The sequence below is a fragment of the Rhizobium sp. CCGE 510 genome, assembly GCF_000292525.1.
GTDB lineage: Bacteria > Pseudomonadota > Alphaproteobacteria > Rhizobiales > Rhizobiaceae > Rhizobium.
This window is the reverse complement of sequence record NZ_AEYF01000045.1, coordinates 636,245-655,830: the sequence shown is the minus strand read 5'-3', so window position 1 is coordinate 655,830 and position 19,586 is coordinate 636,245. Positions and strand designations below refer to the sequence as shown.

General features: G+C 60.1%; 23 protein-coding genes and 1 pseudogene. 12 read left to right on the top strand and 12 right to left on the bottom strand.

Going from position 1 to position 19,586, the window contains the following annotated elements; all coding sequences use genetic code 11:
* Positions 1-41: 41 nt before the first annotated feature.
* The 7 genes and pseudogenes from RCCGE510_RS27105 to RCCGE510_RS35700 all read left to right on the top strand — a co-directional run bounded on the left by RCCGE510_RS27105 (position 42) and on the right by RCCGE510_RS35700 (position 3,321).
* Positions 42-1,169, top strand: a complete 1,128-nt coding sequence (locus RCCGE510_RS27105; protein WP_037079807.1) for an HPP family protein — start codon at positions 42-44, stop codon at positions 1,167-1,169.
* A 41-nt stretch (positions 1,170-1,210) separates the two neighbouring features.
* Positions 1,211-1,489, top strand: coding sequence for a DUF6522 family protein (locus RCCGE510_RS27100; RefSeq protein WP_037079804.1), 279 nt, complete (start codon positions 1,211-1,213; stop codon positions 1,487-1,489).
* A 29-nt stretch (positions 1,490-1,518) separates the two neighbouring features.
* Complete coding sequence (locus RCCGE510_RS34885; RefSeq protein ID WP_157179940.1) at positions 1,519-1,746, top strand: hypothetical protein; 228 nt, start codon at positions 1,519-1,521, stop codon at positions 1,744-1,746.
* 64 nt (positions 1,747-1,810) lie between these two features.
* Positions 1,811-2,101 carry a hypothetical protein gene (locus RCCGE510_RS27095; protein ID WP_007635444.1) on the top strand — a complete coding sequence of 97 codons (291 nt, stop codon included), beginning with the start codon at positions 1,811-1,813 and terminating at the stop codon, positions 2,099-2,101.
* Positions 2,102-2,230: 129 nt separating this feature from the next.
* Complete coding sequence (locus tag RCCGE510_RS27090; protein ID WP_007635442.1) at positions 2,231-2,584, top strand: hypothetical protein; 354 nt, start codon at positions 2,231-2,233, stop codon at positions 2,582-2,584.
* Positions 2,585-2,637: 53 nt separating this feature from the next.
* Positions 2,638-2,964: a DUF2934 domain-containing protein gene (locus tag RCCGE510_RS27085; RefSeq protein WP_007635440.1), complete on the top strand. Its 327-nt coding sequence runs from the start codon at positions 2,638-2,640 to the stop codon at positions 2,962-2,964.
* 4 nt (positions 2,965-2,968) lie between these two features.
* Positions 2,969-3,321: pseudogene (locus RCCGE510_RS35700) on the top strand (hypothetical protein).
* On the opposite strand, the gene RCCGE510_RS27080 reads toward RCCGE510_RS35700, so the two are convergent.
* Together RCCGE510_RS27080 and RCCGE510_RS27075 are read right to left on the bottom strand one after the other, a co-directional pair.
* Positions 3,305-3,574: a hypothetical protein gene (locus tag RCCGE510_RS27080; RefSeq protein ID WP_007635438.1), complete on the bottom strand. Its 270-nt coding sequence runs from the start codon at positions 3,572-3,574 to the stop codon at positions 3,305-3,307. The pseudogene RCCGE510_RS35700 and the gene RCCGE510_RS27080 sit on opposite strands and share 17 nt — an antisense overlap.
* Positions 3,575-3,619: 45 nt before the next feature.
* On the bottom strand, positions 3,620-3,883 hold the full coding sequence (locus tag RCCGE510_RS27075) for a hypothetical protein (RefSeq protein WP_007635436.1): 264 nt from the start codon (positions 3,881-3,883) through the stop codon (positions 3,620-3,622).
* A gap of 250 nt (positions 3,884-4,133) precedes the next feature.
* Between RCCGE510_RS27075 and RCCGE510_RS27070 the strand changes: the two genes are divergently transcribed.
* Positions 4,134-4,643 (top strand): HIT family protein, encoded by a 510-nt coding sequence (locus RCCGE510_RS27070; protein WP_007635434.1) that lies wholly within the window; start codon positions 4,134-4,136, stop codon positions 4,641-4,643.
* On the opposite strand, the gene RCCGE510_RS27065 is transcribed toward RCCGE510_RS27070, so the two are convergent.
* The 9 genes from RCCGE510_RS27065 to RCCGE510_RS27025 form a co-directional block, all read right to left on the bottom strand.
* Positions 4,640-5,062: a type II toxin-antitoxin system VapC family toxin gene (locus RCCGE510_RS27065; RefSeq protein ID WP_007635432.1), complete on the bottom strand. Its 423-nt coding sequence runs from the start codon at positions 5,060-5,062 to the stop codon at positions 4,640-4,642. The two genes, RCCGE510_RS27070 and RCCGE510_RS27065, sit on opposite strands and share 4 nt — an antisense overlap.
* Complete coding sequence (locus RCCGE510_RS27060) at positions 5,062-5,304, bottom strand: type II toxin-antitoxin system prevent-host-death family antitoxin (protein WP_007635429.1); 243 nt, start codon at positions 5,302-5,304, stop codon at positions 5,062-5,064. The genes RCCGE510_RS27065 and RCCGE510_RS27060 overlap by 1 nt, the downstream gene beginning before the upstream one ends.
* A gap of 168 nt (positions 5,305-5,472) precedes the next feature.
* Positions 5,473-7,323, bottom strand: coding sequence for a DUF2264 domain-containing protein (locus tag RCCGE510_RS27055; RefSeq protein ID WP_007635422.1), 1,851 nt, complete (start codon positions 7,321-7,323; stop codon positions 5,473-5,475).
* Positions 7,324-7,400: 77 nt separating this feature from the next.
* Positions 7,401-8,675 carry a sugar ABC transporter substrate-binding protein gene (locus RCCGE510_RS27050; protein WP_007635420.1) on the bottom strand — a complete coding sequence of 425 codons (1,275 nt, stop codon included), beginning with the start codon at positions 8,673-8,675 and terminating at the stop codon, positions 7,401-7,403.
* A 31-nt stretch (positions 8,676-8,706) separates the two neighbouring features.
* On the bottom strand, positions 8,707-9,441 hold the full coding sequence (locus tag RCCGE510_RS27045) for a YesL family protein (RefSeq protein WP_007635418.1): 735 nt from the start codon (positions 9,439-9,441) through the stop codon (positions 8,707-8,709).
* Between the two features lie 20 nt (positions 9,442-9,461).
* Positions 9,462-10,571, bottom strand: a complete 1,110-nt coding sequence (gene ugpC / locus RCCGE510_RS27040) for a sn-glycerol-3-phosphate ABC transporter ATP-binding protein UgpC (protein WP_007635416.1) — start codon at positions 10,569-10,571, stop codon at positions 9,462-9,464.
* Positions 10,572-10,586: 15 nt separating this feature from the next.
* Positions 10,587-11,759 (bottom strand): glycoside hydrolase family 88 protein, encoded by a 1,173-nt coding sequence (locus RCCGE510_RS27035; RefSeq protein ID WP_007635414.1) that lies wholly within the window; start codon positions 11,757-11,759, stop codon positions 10,587-10,589.
* Positions 11,760-11,762: 3 nt separating this feature from the next.
* Entirely contained in the window at positions 11,763-12,599 is an 837-nt protein-coding gene (locus tag RCCGE510_RS27030) for a carbohydrate ABC transporter permease (protein ID WP_007635412.1), read from the bottom strand.
* Positions 12,596-13,582 carry a sugar ABC transporter permease gene (locus tag RCCGE510_RS27025; RefSeq protein ID WP_007635402.1) on the bottom strand — a complete coding sequence of 329 codons (987 nt, stop codon included), beginning with the start codon at positions 13,580-13,582 and terminating at the stop codon, positions 12,596-12,598. The genes RCCGE510_RS27030 and RCCGE510_RS27025 overlap by 4 nt, the downstream gene beginning before the upstream one ends.
* A gap of 130 nt (positions 13,583-13,712) precedes the next feature.
* On the opposite strand from RCCGE510_RS27025, the gene RCCGE510_RS27020 reads away from it, so the two are divergent.
* The 4 genes from RCCGE510_RS27020 (at position 13,713) to RCCGE510_RS27005 (ending at position 18,597) form a co-directional block, all read left to right on the top strand.
* A complete protein-coding gene (locus RCCGE510_RS27020) occupies positions 13,713-15,506 on the top strand; it encodes a heparinase II/III family protein (protein WP_007635400.1) in 1,794 nt (597 codons plus the stop codon).
* Positions 15,507-15,630: 124 nt separating this feature from the next.
* Complete coding sequence (locus tag RCCGE510_RS27015) at positions 15,631-16,479, top strand: hypothetical protein (protein WP_007635398.1); 849 nt, start codon at positions 15,631-15,633, stop codon at positions 16,477-16,479.
* Positions 16,480-16,538: 59 nt separating this feature from the next.
* Positions 16,539-17,207, top strand: coding sequence for a response regulator (locus RCCGE510_RS27010; RefSeq protein WP_007635395.1), 669 nt, complete (start codon positions 16,539-16,541; stop codon positions 17,205-17,207).
* A complete protein-coding gene (locus tag RCCGE510_RS27005) occupies positions 17,197-18,597 on the top strand; it encodes a sensor histidine kinase (protein ID WP_037079799.1) in 1,401 nt (466 codons plus the stop codon). Before RCCGE510_RS27010 ends, RCCGE510_RS27005 begins: the two co-directional genes overlap by 11 nt.
* 101 nt (positions 18,598-18,698) lie before the next feature.
* Here the strand turns inward: RCCGE510_RS27005 and RCCGE510_RS27000 are convergent, their stop codons facing one another.
* A complete protein-coding gene (locus RCCGE510_RS27000; RefSeq protein ID WP_007635393.1) occupies positions 18,699-19,580 on the bottom strand; it encodes an ABC transporter permease in 882 nt (293 codons plus the stop codon).
* Positions 19,581-19,586 lie beyond the last annotated feature (6 nt).

Genomic DNA, 19,586 nt, shown 5'->3' with positions numbered 1-19,586 from the left:
TCGTCTTCCCTCAGCCCTCCTCGCTTAAAATTGGTCTTGTCATGCCGTACCCCGTTTCCCCGAAGGTGGGATTAAGCCGCCTCCGCCGCTTCCGGTTGTTTTCACCGATCCTGGCCGGCGCGACCTTACGCGAGCGTTTGATTGCATGCCTCGGCGCTTTGCTGGCCATTGGTTTCACCGGCGTCATCAGCGGCTATCTGTTCGGGCAGGGGCCGCATCTTCCTCTGATCGTCGCGCCGATGGGAGCGTCCGCGGTGCTGCTTTTCGCGGTGCCTGCAAGCCCGCTTGCGCAGCCTTGGTCGATCATCGGCGGCAATACGATTTCCGCCCTGATGGGAATCGTTGCCGCTCACTTCATCCGCGATCCAATTATCGCGACCGGCGTCGGCGTTTCGCTTGCCATCGGCGCGATGTCCTTTACGCGCTGCCTTCATCCGCCTGGCGGAGCGGCGGCGCTGACCGCGGTGCTCGGCGGTCCGGTCGTTGCCGGCTGGGGGTTTTTCTTTCCCTTCGTGCCCGTCGCTTTGAACTCCTGCATCCTTGTCGGCCTTGGTCTGCTGTTCCACAAGCTTTCCAAGCGGAATTATCCGCACGTCGTTCCAAAGCCGGCGGAGAATACCCATCAGACGATCGACCTGCCATCAGCGGTGCGGGTGGGTTTTCGTGAGGAGGATGTCGATGCAGCCCTCGAAGCGCTCAACGAAACTTTCGATATCGACCGGGCAGACCTCGGCCGGCTGTTGCAGCAGGTCGAGCTGCAGGCGACCATCCGCTCGAACGACAAGATCAGTTGTGCCGATATTATGTCGCGTGACGTGATCGCCATTGGCGAAGCTGCAGGACCGGCTGCCGCGCGGCAACTTCTGTTGAAACATAATATCCGTACCCTGCCGGTGAAGGATCCCGAGGGTCGCCTCGTCGGTACCGTCGGCTTGCGGGAATTATCCGAGGGCAAGGAGACCATCGCGCACGCGATCTCGAGACCGGCGGTAGCGAGACCTTCGGATGCCGCTTTGTCGCTATTGCCCGTTCTGACCGACGGCCGTACGCATGCCGTCATCATTGTCGATGACGACTACCGCATCCTTGGCCTGATATCGCAGACGGACCTGTTGAGCGCAGTGGCGCGGCTGTTGCCGAACGACAGCACCCTGATCTCAGTGGCCTGAGCGGTGGTCGTGGATTGTCACGCAGCGGGGAAAATGAGCCGGTGTTGATCGAGCGCGATCCGAATGGGGATTTTATCCTGGAGTCATCCGAACTGGCGGAACGGTTCGGTTTGTCGCTTGTCGAACTCCGCCGCCACATGCGGCATGGCTCCGTCGTCAGCACCGTGGAAATCGGCACCGCTGAACACGAGGGTACCAAGCGGGTATCGCTTCGGCTTGGCAACAGGCTTTGGCGAGCCGTTGTGAATGATAGAAATGAAGTGCAGCAGGAGCAAATGACCGTTCTTCGGGGTAAATCCTCCGGACGGCACCCGCGCTGACACCGGTATGCGTCGTGCATGACGCGTGGATGTCCGAGCACTATTCGGATCCGACCTGCTTCACCGCGTCCGCTGGTCGAAACAGTCATGCGGCATCAAGGGAACCGATCATCGACTCCGGCGTTCGAAATAAAGATGATAGTTTAGTTGCCCCGGCCCAGGCGAATGGTGCCGTGTTGAAAGGCGAGTTCAAGCTGCGCTCAAGCTCGAATCCACATTTCAGCGTTCTTATCTCCGAAGTAATCGAGGCTGGATGAACTCGGTTACCGACCCATGTCTTTTGGCCCAAGTCTTTTGACACATGTTTTTGGAGTGCGCGATATGGAAGAGAAGACCAATATAATCAAAGGCCTCAGCATTGAGGAACGCGAGGAAGTCTTCGTCGATATCGCTCGCACGCTGGAAGACACGGCACGTGAGGCCCTTGTCGAGGGCGATGCGCAGTTTGCAGAACTTTCCATCAACATGGCCGAAGCGATCTGGGTCAATGCCGATGAACTGGCCCGTGACGATTCCGAGAATGCCGAGCGCGTGCTGTTGCAGGCAACGGCGATGATCTCGCAGTTCGAGGCCGTGCACCCCCATCGGATGGTGAGCATGGCCGTTCATTGATGGCTGGGATTACCAGCCGTGTGCTCCCGCTCGATTCTCCGCTTAAAACATTGCCGTAGGCGGAACTCTCGCTAACCGCGAGGGTTATCGGATTGCAACATCCTTTGAATGAACGGAAGGACAAGTAATATGATATCCAGATCCGCCGTGCCGCCGGAAAGCGGCACTGACGACGCGCGCTCCGCCGATACGCAGCAGGCCGCGAACGATCGTCGCAGGACGTTGGAGAATGCCCGCAGCAATGTAAGCGCGGTGATAAACGAAGACAGCGACACCGAAACCCCAAGCCTGAAACTTGCGAAGAAATATCTCAGCCTCGGCGGTCGCCGCCGGTCAAAAATTGACGACAATATCACCGATGTCCGCCAGTGGGATGAGGATCCGCCGGAGGCTGAGCGTTTCTGGAAGGACAGGGTGGAGACTCTTTCAAAGGATGAGCGCAAACAGGTGGAGGATTTTCTTCCTACCATCAATACGCCCTGAGCGGCAGTCCGGCCGTTATTCAAACGGCTCGCTGAATGCGCTTGGAGGAAGTCATGGCTACAGACAAGCATGAGCAGATACGTCGCCGCGCCTACGAGATCTGGGAGGCCGAGGGCCGGCCAGATGGCGCCGACCAGCGCCACTGGCTGCAAGCCTGGGACGAACTGGCCGGCGAGGATGAGCATGAGACGCTCCAGGACCTGCTTGATGAAGATGACAGGGATGATGCGGCGCTGCTTCAAGGCGCCGGTGAGAGCGGCGATCTCTATCCTCAACCCCCTAAGCCCAGCCGGGTCGCTGAGACTATCCTTCCCGATATCGAGATGACGACAGGTGAAAAGCCGTCTCAACGGAAGATCAGGAAGACCGAAGGGCCGTAATTCCATGCAGCATCTCGACCACGCCATCCATCGCTCTCGGGGCGCATGGAGGGCAGGCTGATAAGACCGCAAGGCTTCCCGCCGGCGATTATCTCGCCGGAGGACGCTTTGACGCGGCGGACGGACGAGCCGGATGACGACTTCGTCAGACGTGCGGCATCAAACCCGCTGGCCCTGCCGGTCAAACAGGCCGACCTCGAAGACAATCTCCGGCAGGCCGAACAGGCCGGAAAGAACACGGAAAAATACCAGCGCGGCCTGGATCTCCTGCGCGACCTGAGGGGCAATAAATTGGCCCGGTTCGTTGGCGATCATCACCGAGCTCGGCAATCGGCTGATTTCACGCTTTGTTGGTAAACCAAACCGTCGGGGCGCCGAGCACGCCTCCTGTACGCATCGCCGTTTTCAGCTCGTCAAGCTTGCTGAATGCCTGAGCCGCTTCCAGCGTGGCAAACTCGTGGGTGACGGTAATATCGTTCGGATTGTCGATCGCGCGATAAACGGCTTGCGCCATCACCCCGTTGGCCTTCTGCACCGGAGAAAACCCATCATATATCTTGCGCCAAGCGGCGTAGTCGGAGACCTCGTGCCGCACGAACAATGTTGTCATATCATCCTCCCGCGTTGAATTTTTCAGGTTTGGTCGGGACGCGTGTCACGATTGAACGAGTAAAACCAGGGTCTCGGGCAAGACGCCGTCATGCGCCATCGCGTCGGCCGCTGCCTTGGTCTGCATGAAGGCCATCAACTTTTCCATATCGGCGACGTCCATGACCAGGCCGACGCGGTTAGACGTTTGCGGGTCTATAAACGTGCGAATGTTGGTGACGCCGATCGGTTCGAATACCTGTTTTCGCATAGGTGAAGCGAGCCAGTGTTTTGTGTTCTTGACTTTGTGATAGGCCATTATTGTAGGCATTGCCTCCTCCTCTGGATTGGAAAATGAAAGCCGAGTACATCACTACGCTTTACTAAGTTGCGGTTCAACAATATTGCGTTGAGCGGACGTTTACGATCGGTGCGTCAATTATATAAATATAATTATCCGGAGTAATCCAAATATACTATAGTCCGCGGGTTTGGCCGCTGTGTTCGTTTCCCGAGAACGGCTTTTGTGATAGTTCCGGGGTTCGCGACCGCAGCCGCAGGTGAGATGGCAGAGGTTCAGAATGGTCGAACGCGAAGCATTTGATCTCAAAGCCTATGTGGACGACATCGGAACAAGGCCATGCTTTATCTGCGGCTTGGTCAGGAACGACCCCGCTTTTTTTCACCATCGCGTTTTTGAAGACGATGAGACGATCATTTTCCTGAGCAAGTACCCCACTTTACCTGGCTATTGCCTTGTCTGTCCGAGGGAGCATCGTGAGGATCTGGCGCGAGACATGTCGACCGATGAATACCTGCGACTACAGGAGAAGGTGCATATCTTGTCTCGTGCCCTCAAAAGGGTGTTCGATGCCGAGCGAATTTATGTCCTTTCGCTCGGCAGTCAGCAAGCCAATAGCCATTTACATTTTTACGTCGTTCCCTTGCCTTCGGGCGTGCCGCTTGGGGAGCAGCAATACCACGCGTTGATGGGCGAACATGGCGTTCTGCAGATACCCGACGATCAAATGGCAGAACTGGCGCAGCAGATCGCTGAAGCTTACTATTCCGATCTGACTAATCGCAGTTAGGCCTCACGACCGTCGAGTGGTCCGAGGATGGTGATGCCTTCCCTACGTGCGGCGTCCGCCATCTTTCGGTCGGCCGTCGCCAGAGGCAGGTCCCGTGTTTTCGCCAAGGCGACGTAACTCGCGTTATATCCCGTCAGTCCGTAGTGGCTCGCCAGATCAAGTATCAGGCTGTCGCCTCCCGATCCGGCGTCCTCCAGGGACAGTCCGCGTAATTGCGTCATGAGCAGGAGCGCCTCGCCGGATCGAAGCCGCCCCCGACGCTCGGCCATCAGAAATAGACTGCGGGTTTCGAACCAGAACAACGTCGGCACCAATCCAACCGTAGTGCTGAGATCGGACATCAGTCGGTCGGCTGCCTCGTGCTGTTCGTCTGGAAGAAACCAGGCGGCGGCGATGGAAGCGTCGAGGACAAAGGACATCAGTAGCGTCGGCCTTCGTCGCGCCACTCGCGGATTTCTTCCTGAGTCGTGAGATGACGGCCGGCGCGCTGCGCCTTGATCTCGGCGATCAGCGCGTCGATGTCGTTTTCGCGGCGAATGCGCGAAAGCCGGGCAACGGGTTTGTTGCCGCGAGAGATGATGACCTCTTCACCGGCTTCGACCTTGGCCAGCAATTCGGACAGATGGGTCTTTGCTTCGGCGACCTTGACTGTAACCGCCATGACGGTTCTCTCGTTGTTTGATCTATTATGCGCGGACAGCACTGGAGCGACCCTGCGAAATCTCAGTGATGATAAGCTTCAAACTGCAAGTTGGTCAACCGCTAACCAACTTGCAGTGGCGCGATCCATGATGTGATGCGCGAAAGCGCAATGAGGTGGGGGGTGCAGCTACATCAGCAGCGCAAAGGCCGGCACGCGCACGCCATTTTCGCGAAAGTGCCGCTCCAGTTCGTCAAGATGCGGGCAAACCGGCGGAACGGCGAGCGCCTCTGCCCAGTTCTCCTCGCTGGGCAAAGCCATCGCCGCGGTGACGAGTACGGTTGTCCCCGCGCCGATTTCGCCGCGCAACTGCGGCAGCAGGGTCTTGGCGTGGATGAGGTTGGTGTTTGGGATCGGGCTCATCGCGTGGCCGGCCCTCGGATGTGGAGACAGATCCACGATGGCGCTGACGTCGGTCTGGCCGTACCAGACAGCTCGGCCTTTTGCCTGTTCGGATCGATCGGCATTGAAATCCGCGCGTTCGATCGCAAAGCCGCCCTCGACTGTGCTCAGCGCCCGCGGCGTGGCGATGCGGTGGATGCGAATGTGCCAGGGTTTTGCGGGAACGAGCCAGGTCTCGATGGGGACATCGTTCCAGGGGCGCCAGCGCGAGTAGAGCCGGTCGCCTGCTATCAGCGCCTCTTCGAGGGTTTCCCGCATCCGGAAATGAACGCCGTCGTCGGAGAGGCCGAGCATGCCGTCGAAGCTTGCGGCCGAAAAATTCCGGTCGTCGGCTTCGATGTTGAAGGCGTAGCGCGTGGAGTAGACGAATTTCGAATATTTCTCGTTGGCGCCGCGCATCTTGTCGTGCTGCTGGCCGGAGGAGAGCACGACCACGTTTCCCGGCGTGTGCATGGCGACCATTCCCGCTTGCGTCAACGTAACCGGCTCCGGAAATTCGGGCTGCGGCGCTTCCTCGGCGGTCCAGAACGGATGATCCCCCGCAAGTGCGAGCGGCAGGAAGAATTTCAGCGCCCAATAGGGCGAGCCTGGAGAATTGTAGCTCTCGCTCATCAAGAGGTTCGGATAGCCGTAGCCGATGGAGAGCACGCCGTCGCGATCGGCAATCGGCATGGCCGACCACCAGCGGATATGGCGCATGTAGTAGCCCTTGATTTCGGCCCACGGCAACGCTTCGACGCCGGCAAGCGCAAGTGCGCCCCAGAAGCCGCCGGCTGCGAAGCGGTAGGCCTGGCTGCGGCCAAAGGCAAGTGCTGGGCCATCGGGGCCGAACCAATGGCGGATATCCCCGGCGAAGGTCCGGGCGCGCTCGCGGAAACGGTCCTTGCGCGCCTCGTCGCCACGCGCCAGCACGGCATAGATCAGGCCATAGAAATGCATGGCGAAGGGGATGTAATGATCGACCCGCCGCACTGGGCCGTCGCGATACCAGCCTTCGCCGAGATCGAAAGCCTCGAGCTCGTCGAGATAGGTCAGCGTTTTCGCACGGTCGAACGCGACACCCACGCGCTCCAGCCCGAGATCGATGAGGACGCGGAAGAACTTCCAATTGTTGTCGATGAATTCCAGCTCTCGTGCCGCGACGAGATAGGCGGCGACCGTCTTCTTCTGACTATCGCTCAGCGGCTCCCAGATATGTTCGGGAACCAGCGCCAATGCGAAGCCGACGGCAGCCAGCTCGACCAGCCGCTGATTGCGGTCGGCAAGATCGCCCCAATATTCAGGATGATTAGGATTGGTCCCGTTCGACAGCCCGCGCCGATAGAGATCCCAATGCGGGAAATGGCCACCGCCGGCCGCCAGCGGGACGATGCCCCACAGTGGCCGCGCAAATCCTTCCATATCCGCTGCCGCCCGGTCGAAGATCGCGCCGGTGGCACCCAGGCGGACACGCGCGCCGCCTTCGGAAAAATAGGGTAGAAGCGGCTCGACGAGGTCGTTGACTGCCTTTGCCAGATCATCGCGCGTCTTCAGGGGATTGCCGAAAAGCGGGTTGGCCCTGGTGGGATCATATATCATCGTCAGCTCGATTTTTCCTGAAATAGGATCGGCCGCGGGGCATGTGATGATCCGCGGCCGTTGACATTTTGCGAGGTCTACTTGATGGCCTTCACGCCTTCGGTCATTTCCTTCAAGCCGTCGTCGATTGAGGTGTTGTCGGTCATCATCGCGTCATGGACGCGGTTGAGCACAACCTCGATCTTGGCGGCATTCGGGTTGACCGCCATCTCCAGATAGGCTTTCGACGGTATCAACGCCTCCTTGCTGGCCGCGTCCTCAGGGAAGCCTGGCGTCGCGGCGATCTTTGCGCTGACGTCAGCGGTCTTGAGGGCCGGGAAGGTGCCCGTCGATGCGATGACTGCCGCGCCCTCGGGGCCGGTGACGAACTTGATGAAGTCGAGCGCGGCAGCCTTGTGGTCGGAATTGGCGTTGACCGCCAGCCCCGAGATCTGCGCAGCCGTGGTACCGGCCGCCACGCCGTCCGGATGCGGGAATTTCACGATTCCCCAGTTCTTGCTCTTCGATTCACCCGATTTCACCTTGGCGATCTGGGTGCCGACGAACCATGTGCCCATTGGCAGCATGCCGATCGTGCCGTTGAAGAAGAGCGCCGAATAGTGGGTGTTCGACGTCTTCAGGAAGGCATAGGAGGGAATGGCGCCGTCTTTCTGCAGGGTGAGTGCTCGCTCGTACCAAGGCTTCAGGAAGGCGTAGTCGCCATCGACGAGCGTGTGTTTCCCGTCGAGGATACCGGGCAGCTGGACCGTCGAACGCCAGGTGTGCAGCAGCGCGCCATAGGTCTTGTTGGCGCCCATGCCGCCGGAAAGCTTCTCGGCGGTCGCGTCGAACTGCGCCCAGGTCATGTCATTGGTGGGGTAGGGGACGCCTGATTTGTCGAAGATGTCTTTGTTGTAATAGACGATCCAGAAGTCGGATCGGAACGGCAGGGAATAGAGCTTGCCGTCGATGGTCAGTTCCTCGATCAGGCCGCCATAGGGCGCCGGATCGATTTTCTGTTCGGTGACGAAGCTGCTGAGATCGGCGATGTTACCGGCACGCACCAGATTGGTATAGCCTGGTACATCCTTGATGGTGACGATGTCGATATCTTTCGAGCCGCCGGTTAGCTGCGTCGAGATCATCTGCTGGTAGTCCTGCGAGCCGAGATCCATCGGCTCGAATTTCACGTTCGGATGCTTGGCCTGATAGGTCTCGATCAGCGGTTTGTAATAGGCGGTCTTGTCCCAGTCCCACAAAGCCCATTTCAGCGTCACCGCGTCTTCAGCAAGTGCAGCGCCGGCCGTTGCTGCTGCCAGCGTGAAGCCTGCCACGGCAAGTTTCACCGTCCTCCCGAATTTATCCATATACATTGCTGTTCTCCTTCCCTGGATCGTTTCTGCATCAGTTATCGTATGAAGCGTCTTGTGCATGCGGTTTACGGCGCGGCTGCGTCGCCTCCGGCAAGTCCAGCACCAACACCGCCGCCCGATGGACGCCGAAGGCGACGGCGAACATTCCGAGTGAAAAATTGAAGGTCGCCGGCATGAACACCGAAACCGGATAGAAGAGGATATGCGTCAGCCACAGGACCGAGGCGAAGGCGAGCGCTGCAAGCGCCGGGAACGGACGGATGACGGAGGCAAGCGCCGCGAGCCGCAGCAGTCGGAGAGCCGGCAAATCGCGCATCACCATCAAAACGATGAGATGGCAGGCGAATACCGCGACGAAGGCGGCGGCGGCGAGCCCGATCGTCAGCGGGGCGCTCAGCAGGAGGTTGCCCCGCGCGCCGGCGGCATAGGTCACGATCGCATATGTGCAGATTGCAAGAGCGCCCGTCAGTGTCAGGCCCCAGGCGGTGGCGCGCCAGAAGTAGCGCAGAAAAGCTTCCGTGAACTCCCTGAGGAGATAGGTGTTCCGATCCTCCACGAAGGCCACGGAGACGCGGGCCATGGCGGCGAGCGCGGCCGGCAGCGTTACGACGAAGAGCGAAGCCAGGATGAACAGGATGTTCAGCTTGACCATCTCCCACCATTCGCGGGCGAGGATCTCGGCAAACAGCGCAACACCGGTCCTCTTCGGAGCATCCTTTGGAATGCCCGGCCCCTCCCTCGTCCACATGTCCCGCAACCGCTGCATAGCCCTCTCCCGCAGGCGCCTCAGTAAAGAATCGAGCGTTCCGTTTCCTTGTCGAACAGCTGCGCATTGCTCATGTCGGCGACGAGCCTTGCCGTCTCGCCGATCGCCGGACGGAAACGCGGCGAGACCCGGGCGATGAGATTGCGGCCGCCCGCTACCATGTTCAGGTGCACTTCCGAGCCCATCGGTTCGGCAAGTTCCACGACCGCATCCAGCGGCGCCAGGTTCTCGGCGGAGATGTCGGCCGGCGGCAGTTCGTGAAAATTCTCAGGCCGGATGCCGAGCACCAGCTCGCGTCCCTCATAGGGTGCGATCCTGCCCTTGTCGAAATGATCAGGCAGCGGCAGTTCCCGGCCATCGAAGACGGCGATATAGCCGTCGCCCTGGCGCTGGATGGTCGATGGCAGCATGTTCATCTGCGGCGCGCCGATGAAGCCGGCGACGAACATGTTGACGGGACGGTCGTAGAGGTTCTGCGGCGTGTCGACCTGCTGGATGTGTCCGTCTTTCATGACGACGATCCGGTCGGCCATGGTCATGGCTTCCACTTGGTCGTGGGTGACGTAGATGAAGGTAGCGTTGAGCCGCTTGTGCAGCTTGGTGATTTCAGAGCGCATCGTGCCGCGCAGCTTGGCGTCGAGATTGGAAAGCGGCTCGTCGAGAAGGAAGACGGCCGGATTGCGCACCATGGCGCGGCCGAGCGCCACGCGCTGGCGCTGTCCGCCCGAAAGCGCCTTCGGCTTGCGGTTCAGCAGATGGCTGATGTCGAGGATCTTGGCGGCGTCCTGCACTTTGATATCGATGAAGTCGCGCGATACCCTTCTGAGCTGCAGGCCGAAGGCCATGTTCTTGTAGACGGTCATATGCGGATAGAGCGCATAGTTCTGGAAGACCATGGCGATATCCCGATCCTTGGAGGGGACGTCGTTCATGAGGTCGCCGCCGATCTTCAATTCTCCTCCCGAGATCTCCTCGAGGCCGGCGATCATCCTGAGCGTCGTCGACTTTCCGCAGCCGGAGGGGCCGACCAGAATGATGAATTCCTTGTCGGCGATCTCCAGGTCGATATCGTGGACGACGGTGAGCGCGCCGTAGGATTTGTTCAGCGCGTTAAGCGAAATGCTGGCCATCGGTTCCTCCTGAATTCACCAATAGGAAGACCAGCGACGCGAGAGGCGTGTCAAAGCTTCCATGTAATAATAATCTCCCCAGGAGACGCATTCATCGACGCCCTCGCCGCGGCAGGTGTTGAACGGCGATTTCTTCGAATAGGTGGCGTGCAGAACCAGGCCGTTGGAGACCGTGGGATCCTTGACCGCATAGTGGTCGGCCAGGCTCTTCATCATCCGCCGCGCCAGAGTGCGATAACGCTCGGCGGCTTCGGCTTCGACGAGATCGGCCATTTCAAGAAGGCCGCAGGCGGTGATCGACGCCGACGAGCTGTCGCGCGGCTCGCCGTCTGCGTCAGAAAAGACGAGATCCCAATAGGGCACCATGTCGGCCGGAAGACGGTCGAGATAGAAGGCGAGCAGCCGGTCGAAGGTCTGGCGATATTCCTCGATGCGCTCATAGCGATAGGAGAGCGCCATGCCTGAAATTCCCCAGGCCTGTCCGCGCGCCCAGGCGCTGTCGTCCCGGTACCCCTGTTTGGTGGCACCGCGCACTGGCGCTCCGGTGACCGGGTCCATGTAAAAGGTGTGATAGGTGGAATCGTCTGGCCGCACCGAATTGGCGAGGGTGGTGCGGGCGTGGATAAGCGCGATCTCGCGGTATTTCGGATCGCCAGTCTCGCGGCTTGCCCAATAGAGAAGCGGCAGGTTCAAAAGGCAATCGATGATATAGCGATATTCTTCTGCTTTACCCTTGCGGCCCCAGGCCTGGATGAACTGACCGATCGGCTGAAAACGCTCGATCAACTGGTCGGCGGCGAGGATCGCGGCTTGGCGGCCATCCTCGTCTCCGACGAGCTTCCAGGCAGCGATGCAGGAGGGCGAATAGAGAAAGCCCATGTCGTGATGGTCGGTCTCGATGCGGTTGACGATCCGATGCAGGAACGATTGGACCTGGATCCGCGCGGCATCCCGGAACACCGCCTCGCCGCTGTGCTCGAAGGCGAGCCACAGCTCTCCCGGCCAGAAGCCTGCGGTCCATTGGTCGTTGGCGACGGCGGGATAGAAATTGTTGACGCTCGAATGGTTCTGCGCGGCATGGGTGAAATCGGGAAGGTTGCGCCGGACCTGATCGACGGCGAGATCGAGCGCGGCTTTCACCTCCTCGTCGGTGATCGGCTGCGGCGCGACTGAGGAAACGGCGTTCATGGCTTAACCCTTCAACCCGGTCGAGGCGATGCCCTCGACGAAGAAGCGCTGAAGAGCAAGGAAGACAACGAGAACCGGGACGAGCGCGACGACGGAGGCCGCCATAATCAGCCCGTACTCAGCCGAATACTGCGAGATGAACATGCGCAGGCCGATCTGGACCGTTTTCAGCTCGGTCTTGGTCAGATAAATCATCGGGCCGAGAAAGTCGTTCCAGGTGGTGACGAAGGTGAAGATCGTCAGGGTCGAGAGCGCGGGCTTCGACAGCGGCAGCATGATGCGCGCCCAGATCTGGTACTCGTTCATGCCGTCGATGCGAGCCGCTTCGCAAAGTTCGGTCGGGATCGACATGTAGAACTGCCGCATCAGGAAGACGCCGAAGGCGGTGAAGGCCTGCAGGCAGATCAGCGCCAGATGGGTGTTGTTGAGGCCGAATTCGCGCATCAGCAGGAATTGCGGCACCATATAGACCTGCCAGGGCATGGCGATGGTGGCGATGTAGCCGAGGAACAGCGTGTTCTTATAGGGGAAATTCAGCTTGGCGAAGGCGTAGGCCGCAAAGCTGGAGGTCAGGAGCTGCAGCAGCGTGACGATGATCGTCAGCTTCGAGGTGTTGTAGATGAAGAGGGCGAGCGGGATCTTCGTCCAGATATCGACGTAGTTTTGCCACTGCGGCACGGACGGTATCCACTCGATCGGGAAAGCGAACACGTCGCGGCTGAGCTTCAGCGATGCCGAAATCATCCAGGCGAAGGGCATCAGCATGATCAGCGTGACGGCGATGACGATGGCATAAATCGCGATCGTCCCGACGGTCACCCTGCGTCCGGCGATCCTCATGCCTCGTCCTCCCTCTGGCGCCGGAATTGGAAGACGGTGACAGCGAGAACGAGGAAGAACAGCACCAGCGAAACCATGCTGGAATAGCCGAGATCCCAGGAAATGAAGGCCTCGTTGTAGATGTGGTAGACGAGGACCAGCGTCGAGGTGCCGGGTCCGCCCTGGGTGATCATGTAGATCTGATCGAATACCTTGAAGGACTGGATGGTCAGCATGACGGTGACGAAGAAGGTCGTCGGGCCGAGCTGCGGCACCGTGACATGGATGAATTTCTGCCAGGAATTGGCGCCATCGAGATCGGCGGCCTCATAGAGTTCGGCATTGATGCCCTGCAGGCCGGCCAGATAGATGACCATGTAGTAACCCATGTTCTTCCAGATGCCGAAGAGGATTACCGTCACCATCGCCCAGTGGCGATCGGCCGCCCATCCCGGCATGTTCTTCGGGTCGAGGCCGAGCGTGTAGAGGACCATGTTCACCGGTCCCATCTCGGGATTGAAGATCATGTTCCAGACGACGGCAACGGCGACCAGCGAGGCGACATAAGGGAAGAACATCGCCGTGCGGAAGAAATCGCGCCCGACGATCTTCTGGTTGAGGAGGACGGCGAGGCCGAGCGCGCAGACGAGCGTCGCCGGCACGGAGGCGACCGTGTAGATAACCGTGTTCCAGAACGCCGAGATGAAGGCCTTGTCCTCGAACAGCCGCCAGAAATTGTCGAGGCCCGCGAATGTGATCGCGTTCGAGCCGTCCCAATGCATGAAGGCGAGCGCGAAGGCGAACAGGATCGGGCCGAGCGTGAAGATGGCGAAGCCGAGGAAATTCGGCGCAATAAAGGAGTAGGCGACAAGCGCGTTGCGTATCCTGCGCTGGCGCTTGGACAGGACCGTGACCTTTCGGCCGGAGGCTGCCGGAGCGCCATCCACTATGATGACCGAATTCGATAGGGACACAGATGCCTCCTCTTCCTCTCGCACCGGCATAGCACATATCCCACATTGGTCAAACAAGTTCTGGACATGTCATATGAATGTTGTGGAAATGGAAAAATACATATGATAGGTGAGTAGGAAAGCAAACGCCCGTTGGTGCTTTTCCGGTACGGGGAGAGACATGTTCAGCCCAATTTCAGGAGAGCTGCCGGATGTGCTGGGCGATTTCACGCCCGGGGCGATCTGCTCCGATCGCGCCAGATGGAATTCCGTGCCCCAGGCGACACGCGAACTGGTCGTTCGGGAGGCCGAAGAGACTTTGGCGCGGGCCTGGCCTGTTATCACCGCGTCGGATTACCGGGAGTTCACCGCGACGGGTAACCGTTCGCGCTTCGAGGAGCTCTATTTCACACGGCGCCGGATGCTCAACAATCTGGTACTCGGCGAACTCACCCAAGGCGCAGCCCGGTTCCTGCCGAAGATCGTTGACGGCATCTTCCTGATCGCCGAGGAAAGCGGCTGGCAGCTTCCGGCGCATAATGCCTATGAACGCAGCGGTGCGCGTTTGCCGCTGCCCGACAGTTCGCAGCCCGTCGTCGATCTCTTCGCCGCCGAAACGGCCGCCCTGCTTGCCACCGCCGTCGCATTACTCGGCGATGAACTCGACGGCATCAGCCCCGAGATTGCGGCACGGGTGGAACGCGAGATCGAGGCCCGCATCCTTGCGCCTTATCTCGGCCGGCATTTCTGGTGGATGGGCCGCGGCGATGAGCAGATGAACAACTGGACGGCATGGATCACCCAGAACGTCCTCTTGACCGTCTTTTCGCTGAAGACAGATCAGGCTACGCGCCATGCCGTTGTCAGAAAGGCGCTCGGCAGTCTTGATGCTTTCCTGAAGGACTATGCCGCGGACGGCGCCTGCGAGGAGGGCGTCGTCTACTACCGCCACGCAGCACTCTGCCTCCATGGTGCGTTGAACATCCTCGATTCGGTGGCGCCGGGCCTGTTTGCCAGGTTCTGGCAGCAGCCGAAGATCCGCAACATGGCCGAATATATCGCCAACATGCATGTTGCCGGCCGCTACTATTTCAACTTTGCCGATTCTTCCGCGGTGGTCGAACCCTGCAGCGCGCGGGAACGCCTGTTCGGACAGGCGGTCGGCTCGCCGATGCTGTCCGAGTTCGCAGCAGCCGACCGGGCAGCGGCCGACAAACCGCACCTGCCCGGGGAATGGAACCTCTGGTATCGCGTACAGGAACTGCTGGTCGGTCATACGATCCCGGCTGCCGAACTGGAGCCGGCATCCGCGCGCGATATTTTCTACCCCGGCATCGGTCTGTTCATCGCTCGAGACGAGCAGTTTGCGCTTGCCGTCAAGGGCGGCAACAACGGTGAGGGCCACAATCACAACGATGTCGGAAGCGTGACGCTCTATAAGAACGGCCGGCCGTTGCTCATCGATGTCGGTGTCGAGACCTATACCGCAAAGACCTTTTCGGCGCGGCGCTATGAAATATGGACGATGCAGTCGGCTTTCCACAATCTGCCGACCTTCGCAGGCGTCATGCAGTCCGCCGGCGAAGCGTTTGGCGCGCGCGACGTCGAGGTCGGGTTTGACGAAGTGAGCGCACGCATCTCTCTCGATATATCTGGCGCCTATCCGGCCGAAGCGCAGCTGCACAGCTACCATCGCTTCGTTTCCCTGTTGCGCGGCCGCCATGTGGAGATCGTCGACACCTATGACGGCGGCAGGGCGGCCGTCCTGTCGCTGATGACATGCCTAGCACCGACCGTCATCTCGGACAGGATCGATCTCGCCGATCTCGGTAGCATTTTCGCCGACGGCACTGGGCCGATCGAAATCGATGAGATCGAAGTTGATGACATCAGGCTGAGATCGGCTTGGCCCGAAAAAATCTACCGGCTGCGCCTGCCGTTTGCCGGCAGGCTCCTGAGATTGCGCATTGTCTAGAAGAGGACGGTTTTAGGCCGGGTCGGCCTGAAATCCAAATCCTGTTCGAAATTAAACAGTTAGAGCATGATGTCGTCCGAAAACCGCTCATACTTTTCGGCATCATGTTCTGGAGAGGGCGAGCATGGAATTGACGCTAAAGATCACGGACGCCGATGGCTTCGTGCTGGCAAGCGCCACAGGGCAGGACGAGACGTTTTTGGTCTTTCGCCAGACCTATCGCGATGGCGACTGTGTCGTCGTGGAAGCTTCAGAGCCCGGGCATGTCTTCCTGGCGTTGGACAGCGCGATCCACCCCGGCCTCGTCTATATCAGGGAGAGCGACTATTGCCTCGCCGTGCCCTTCGGCGACAAGCGAAAGTCCTATTCGCCGAATGCCTTTAAGGGAGATATCCATCGGCTTTCAGCAAAAAGCGCCCGGCCCGACGAAATCGCCCCGCGGCGCAATCTCGCCCTGAATCCCTGGGACGATCACGCCAATCGGGCACTTTTTCCGCATGCGCGCGCCAACGTCGAAACCCGAGGCGAAGCGGTCTTTGCGGCGCGTAACGCGATCGACGGCGAAAAGGCCAACGACGATCATGGCTTTTGGCCTTACACCAGCTGGGGCATCAATCGCGATCCTGAAGCCGCGCTGACGGTGGAATTCGGCAGGCCCGTCCGGATCGACGAGATCGTCTTCTACCTCCGGGCCGACTTCCCGCATGATTCCTGGTGGGAGAAAGCCAGCGTCACCTTCTCGAACGGCAGAACCTCTTCTTTTCCGCTGGTGAAATCCGGCGCCGCGCAAGGTTTTTCCATCGAGCCATGCATCGTCGAATGGGTCGAGATGCACGGCCTGATCAAGGCGGAGGACGGCTCGCCCTATCCGGCGCTGACGCAGATCGAAATCTGGGGAACGGAGGCGCCGGGCGCCGGAGACCGGGACGTCGCAGCCGTTGCTATCAAGGGTGAGGCAGAGCACGGCCGATAGGGGCTCAGGGGAAACCGCGTCGCTTCCGTCAGAGCATGTGCCCATGCTAAGGAGGTCGGATGCGACTGCTTGTGGTGGAGGACAACAAGGATCTGGCGGCCTGGCTGGGGAAAGCCCTGCGACAGGCGCAATATGCTATCGATATCGCTCATGACGGCGAGGACGCCGAGCATATGCTCAAGGTGGCCGAGTATTCGGCAATGATCCTCGACCTTGCGCTGCCCAAGCTCGACGGATTGACGCTTTTGAAGCGATTGAGGCAGTCGGGAAGCAAGCTGCCGGTCATCATCTTGACCGCGAATGCGAGCCTGGATGGGCGTGTGGCGGGACTCGACAGCGGCGCCGACGATTATCTCGCCAAGCCTTTCGAAATCGCCGAGCTCGAAGCGAGAATCCGCGCTGTGGTGCGCCGCGGGCAGGATCGCGCATCGTCGGAAATCACCGTCGGCAACCTGCGTTTTTCCGGTGGGACGCGGCAGTTTTTCGTCGCGGACGAGCTGCTGCAACTGACGCCGCGCGAATATGCTGTCCTTGAGCAGCTCGTCATGAAGCTTGGCACCACGGTCTCGAAAGCCACGCTTTCTGAAAGCGTGTTCGGTTTCGACGACGAGGCGGATCCGAGCGCCATCGAAATCTACGTTCACAGGCTGCGAAAGAAGCTCGAGAGCAGCTCGGTTCAGATCGCCACGTTGCGTGGTCTCGGTTATCTCCTCAGACATGTCCAGTAGCCTCGTTACAAAAGTGGGGGCGACGATCGCGCGGCTCAGCCGGAGCCTGAGGGTGCAACTGCTATGCTGGGTGCTGCTGACCCTGCTCGGCGCCATCGGCTTCAATCTTTACGACAGCTTCTGGACGGCGGACGCGACGGCAAAGCTGGTGACGGATCGAACGCTTCTGGCATCGGCCCGGGTCATCGCCGAGGCCGTCCGCGTCGACGAGGGCGGCAATGTTCAAGTGGACGTGCCGCCGTCCGCGCTGGAGATGTTCGATACAGGCTTCGGCGACCGGGTGTCCTATCGGGTGATCACTGCGTGGGGCAGTCTTGTGAGCGGAGTTCCCGACTTGCCGTTGCCGGCCATCCATCGCGCAGGCGAGGATCGCGCGTTTCATGGCGCCGATGTGCGCGTCATGATGCTCGACCATCCTGTCGTCGGGCTGCCCGATGACGGCACCATCTCCGTGACCGTCGCCGTGACCCATAACAGCCAGTACGCGATGCGACGGCAGCTGTGGCTCTCGGACTTTTCGAAGCAGTTCGTGCTCCTCTTCGTCGCAAGCCTGGTGACCATCCTCGGGCTTCAACGGGGCCTGGCGCCGGCTCTGCGACTGCGGGACGCTGTGCGACAGCGCGGTCGAAACCGTCTCGATCCGCTGCCGCCGGAGATGGTGCAGAGCGAACTGCAACCGCTCGTTCACGCACTTAACGACTATATGGAGCGCGTCCAGAACCAGATGGCCGCGCAGCGACGGTTCGTATCGAATGCGGCCCATCAGCTGCGAACGCCCCTAGCGCTGATTTCGACCCAGGCGAGCGTGGCGGCACGCGAAGACGATGCGGCTCGCCGCGACGAGGCGCTATTTGCGCTCCGCACCAGCACGAAGCAGATTTCGCGTCTGGCCAGCCAACTCCTTACCTTGTCACGCGCCGAGCCCGGAAGCCGGCGCCCGCGCAGCGACGCCGCCGACCTCAGCAAGGCAGCCCGTGAGATCCTGGAGGCGCATGCCGAAGAGGCGCTGAGGCGCAACATCGACGTCGGTCTGGAAGCGGATGGTCCGGTCATCGTCGAAGGCGACGGGACGATGTTGCGCGAGATGCTGGTCAACCTCATAGACAACGCGATCCGCTATACCTGCACGAATGGACGGGTGACCGTCACGGTCGGGCAGGCGGACGGCAACGCCGTCGTTACCGTCGAGGACAACGGCCCGGGAATTCCCGAGGGGGAGCGCGAACAGGTTTTCGAACGGTTCTACCGGATCATGGGGACCGAAGCGGAGGGCAGCGGCCTGGGTCTGGCGATCGTCCGGGAGGTCGTCGAAGGTGCGGGAGGTTCAGTCTCGCTCGATGATGCGGATGGCGGCGGTCTTGTCGTCACCGTGCGGCTTCCGCTTACCTGAACCCGAGGCGAGGTTCCTTTCAAGATTGACTGCATCGATGAAAGAAGGCCGGGCATGGGGCCTGGCCTTCAGTACGATCTGCCCTGGGAGGATCGATCTGATTACTGCGTGTCGAGGTGCTGTTGCGGCCTCCATTTCGCCAGACGGTTCTCGACCAGCGTCATGATGTATTCCGCAATAAGCGTGACGACCATGACGAGGAGGATCGCGGCGAACATGCCGGCCGCGTCGAACGTGCCCTTGGCGATCGAGATCAGCTGGCCGATGCCATATCGGGCGCCGACGAATTCACCGACGATTGCGCCGATGATCGCAAAGCCAAAGGAGACGTGCAGGCTGGCGAAGATCCAGCTCATCGCCGAAGGAATGACCACGGTGCGGGTCACCTGCCAGTCCGAGGCACCGAGGATGCGGGCATTGGCAATCATATTGCGGTCGGCCTCGCGCACGCCCTGGAAGGCGTTTGCAAACACGACGAAGAATACCATGATAAAGGCAAGCGCCACCTTGGAGGGCAGGCCGAGGCCCATGATCATGATAAAAATCGGGGCGAGAACGACGCGCGGTATTGAGTTGATCGCCTTGATGTAGACCGAGAAGATGTCGGAGAGGAATCGATTGCGGCCAAGGCCGATGCCGACGAAAACGCCGGTGATCGAGCCTGCGAAGAAGCCGATCAGCGCCTCTTCCATCGTCACCCAGAGATTATACCAGAGCGACCCTTCGGTGGTGCCTTCCGTTGCCCATTCGTAGAGACGCTGAACGACGCCACTTGGGCTCGAATAGAAGAACGGGTCGATCCACTGCATGCTGGATGAAAGTTCCCACATGCCGATCGCGAAGACCAGGATGGCGATCTGCCAGAAACGCACCAGTAATTTGCGCCGCCGTATCGCCTTCAGCGCCGACGCCTCGATTTCTGTATCAGACGTACCCGGCCGAAACATGGTGGCCGAACCGGCCTCAAGAATGGTGTGTGCCATGATATC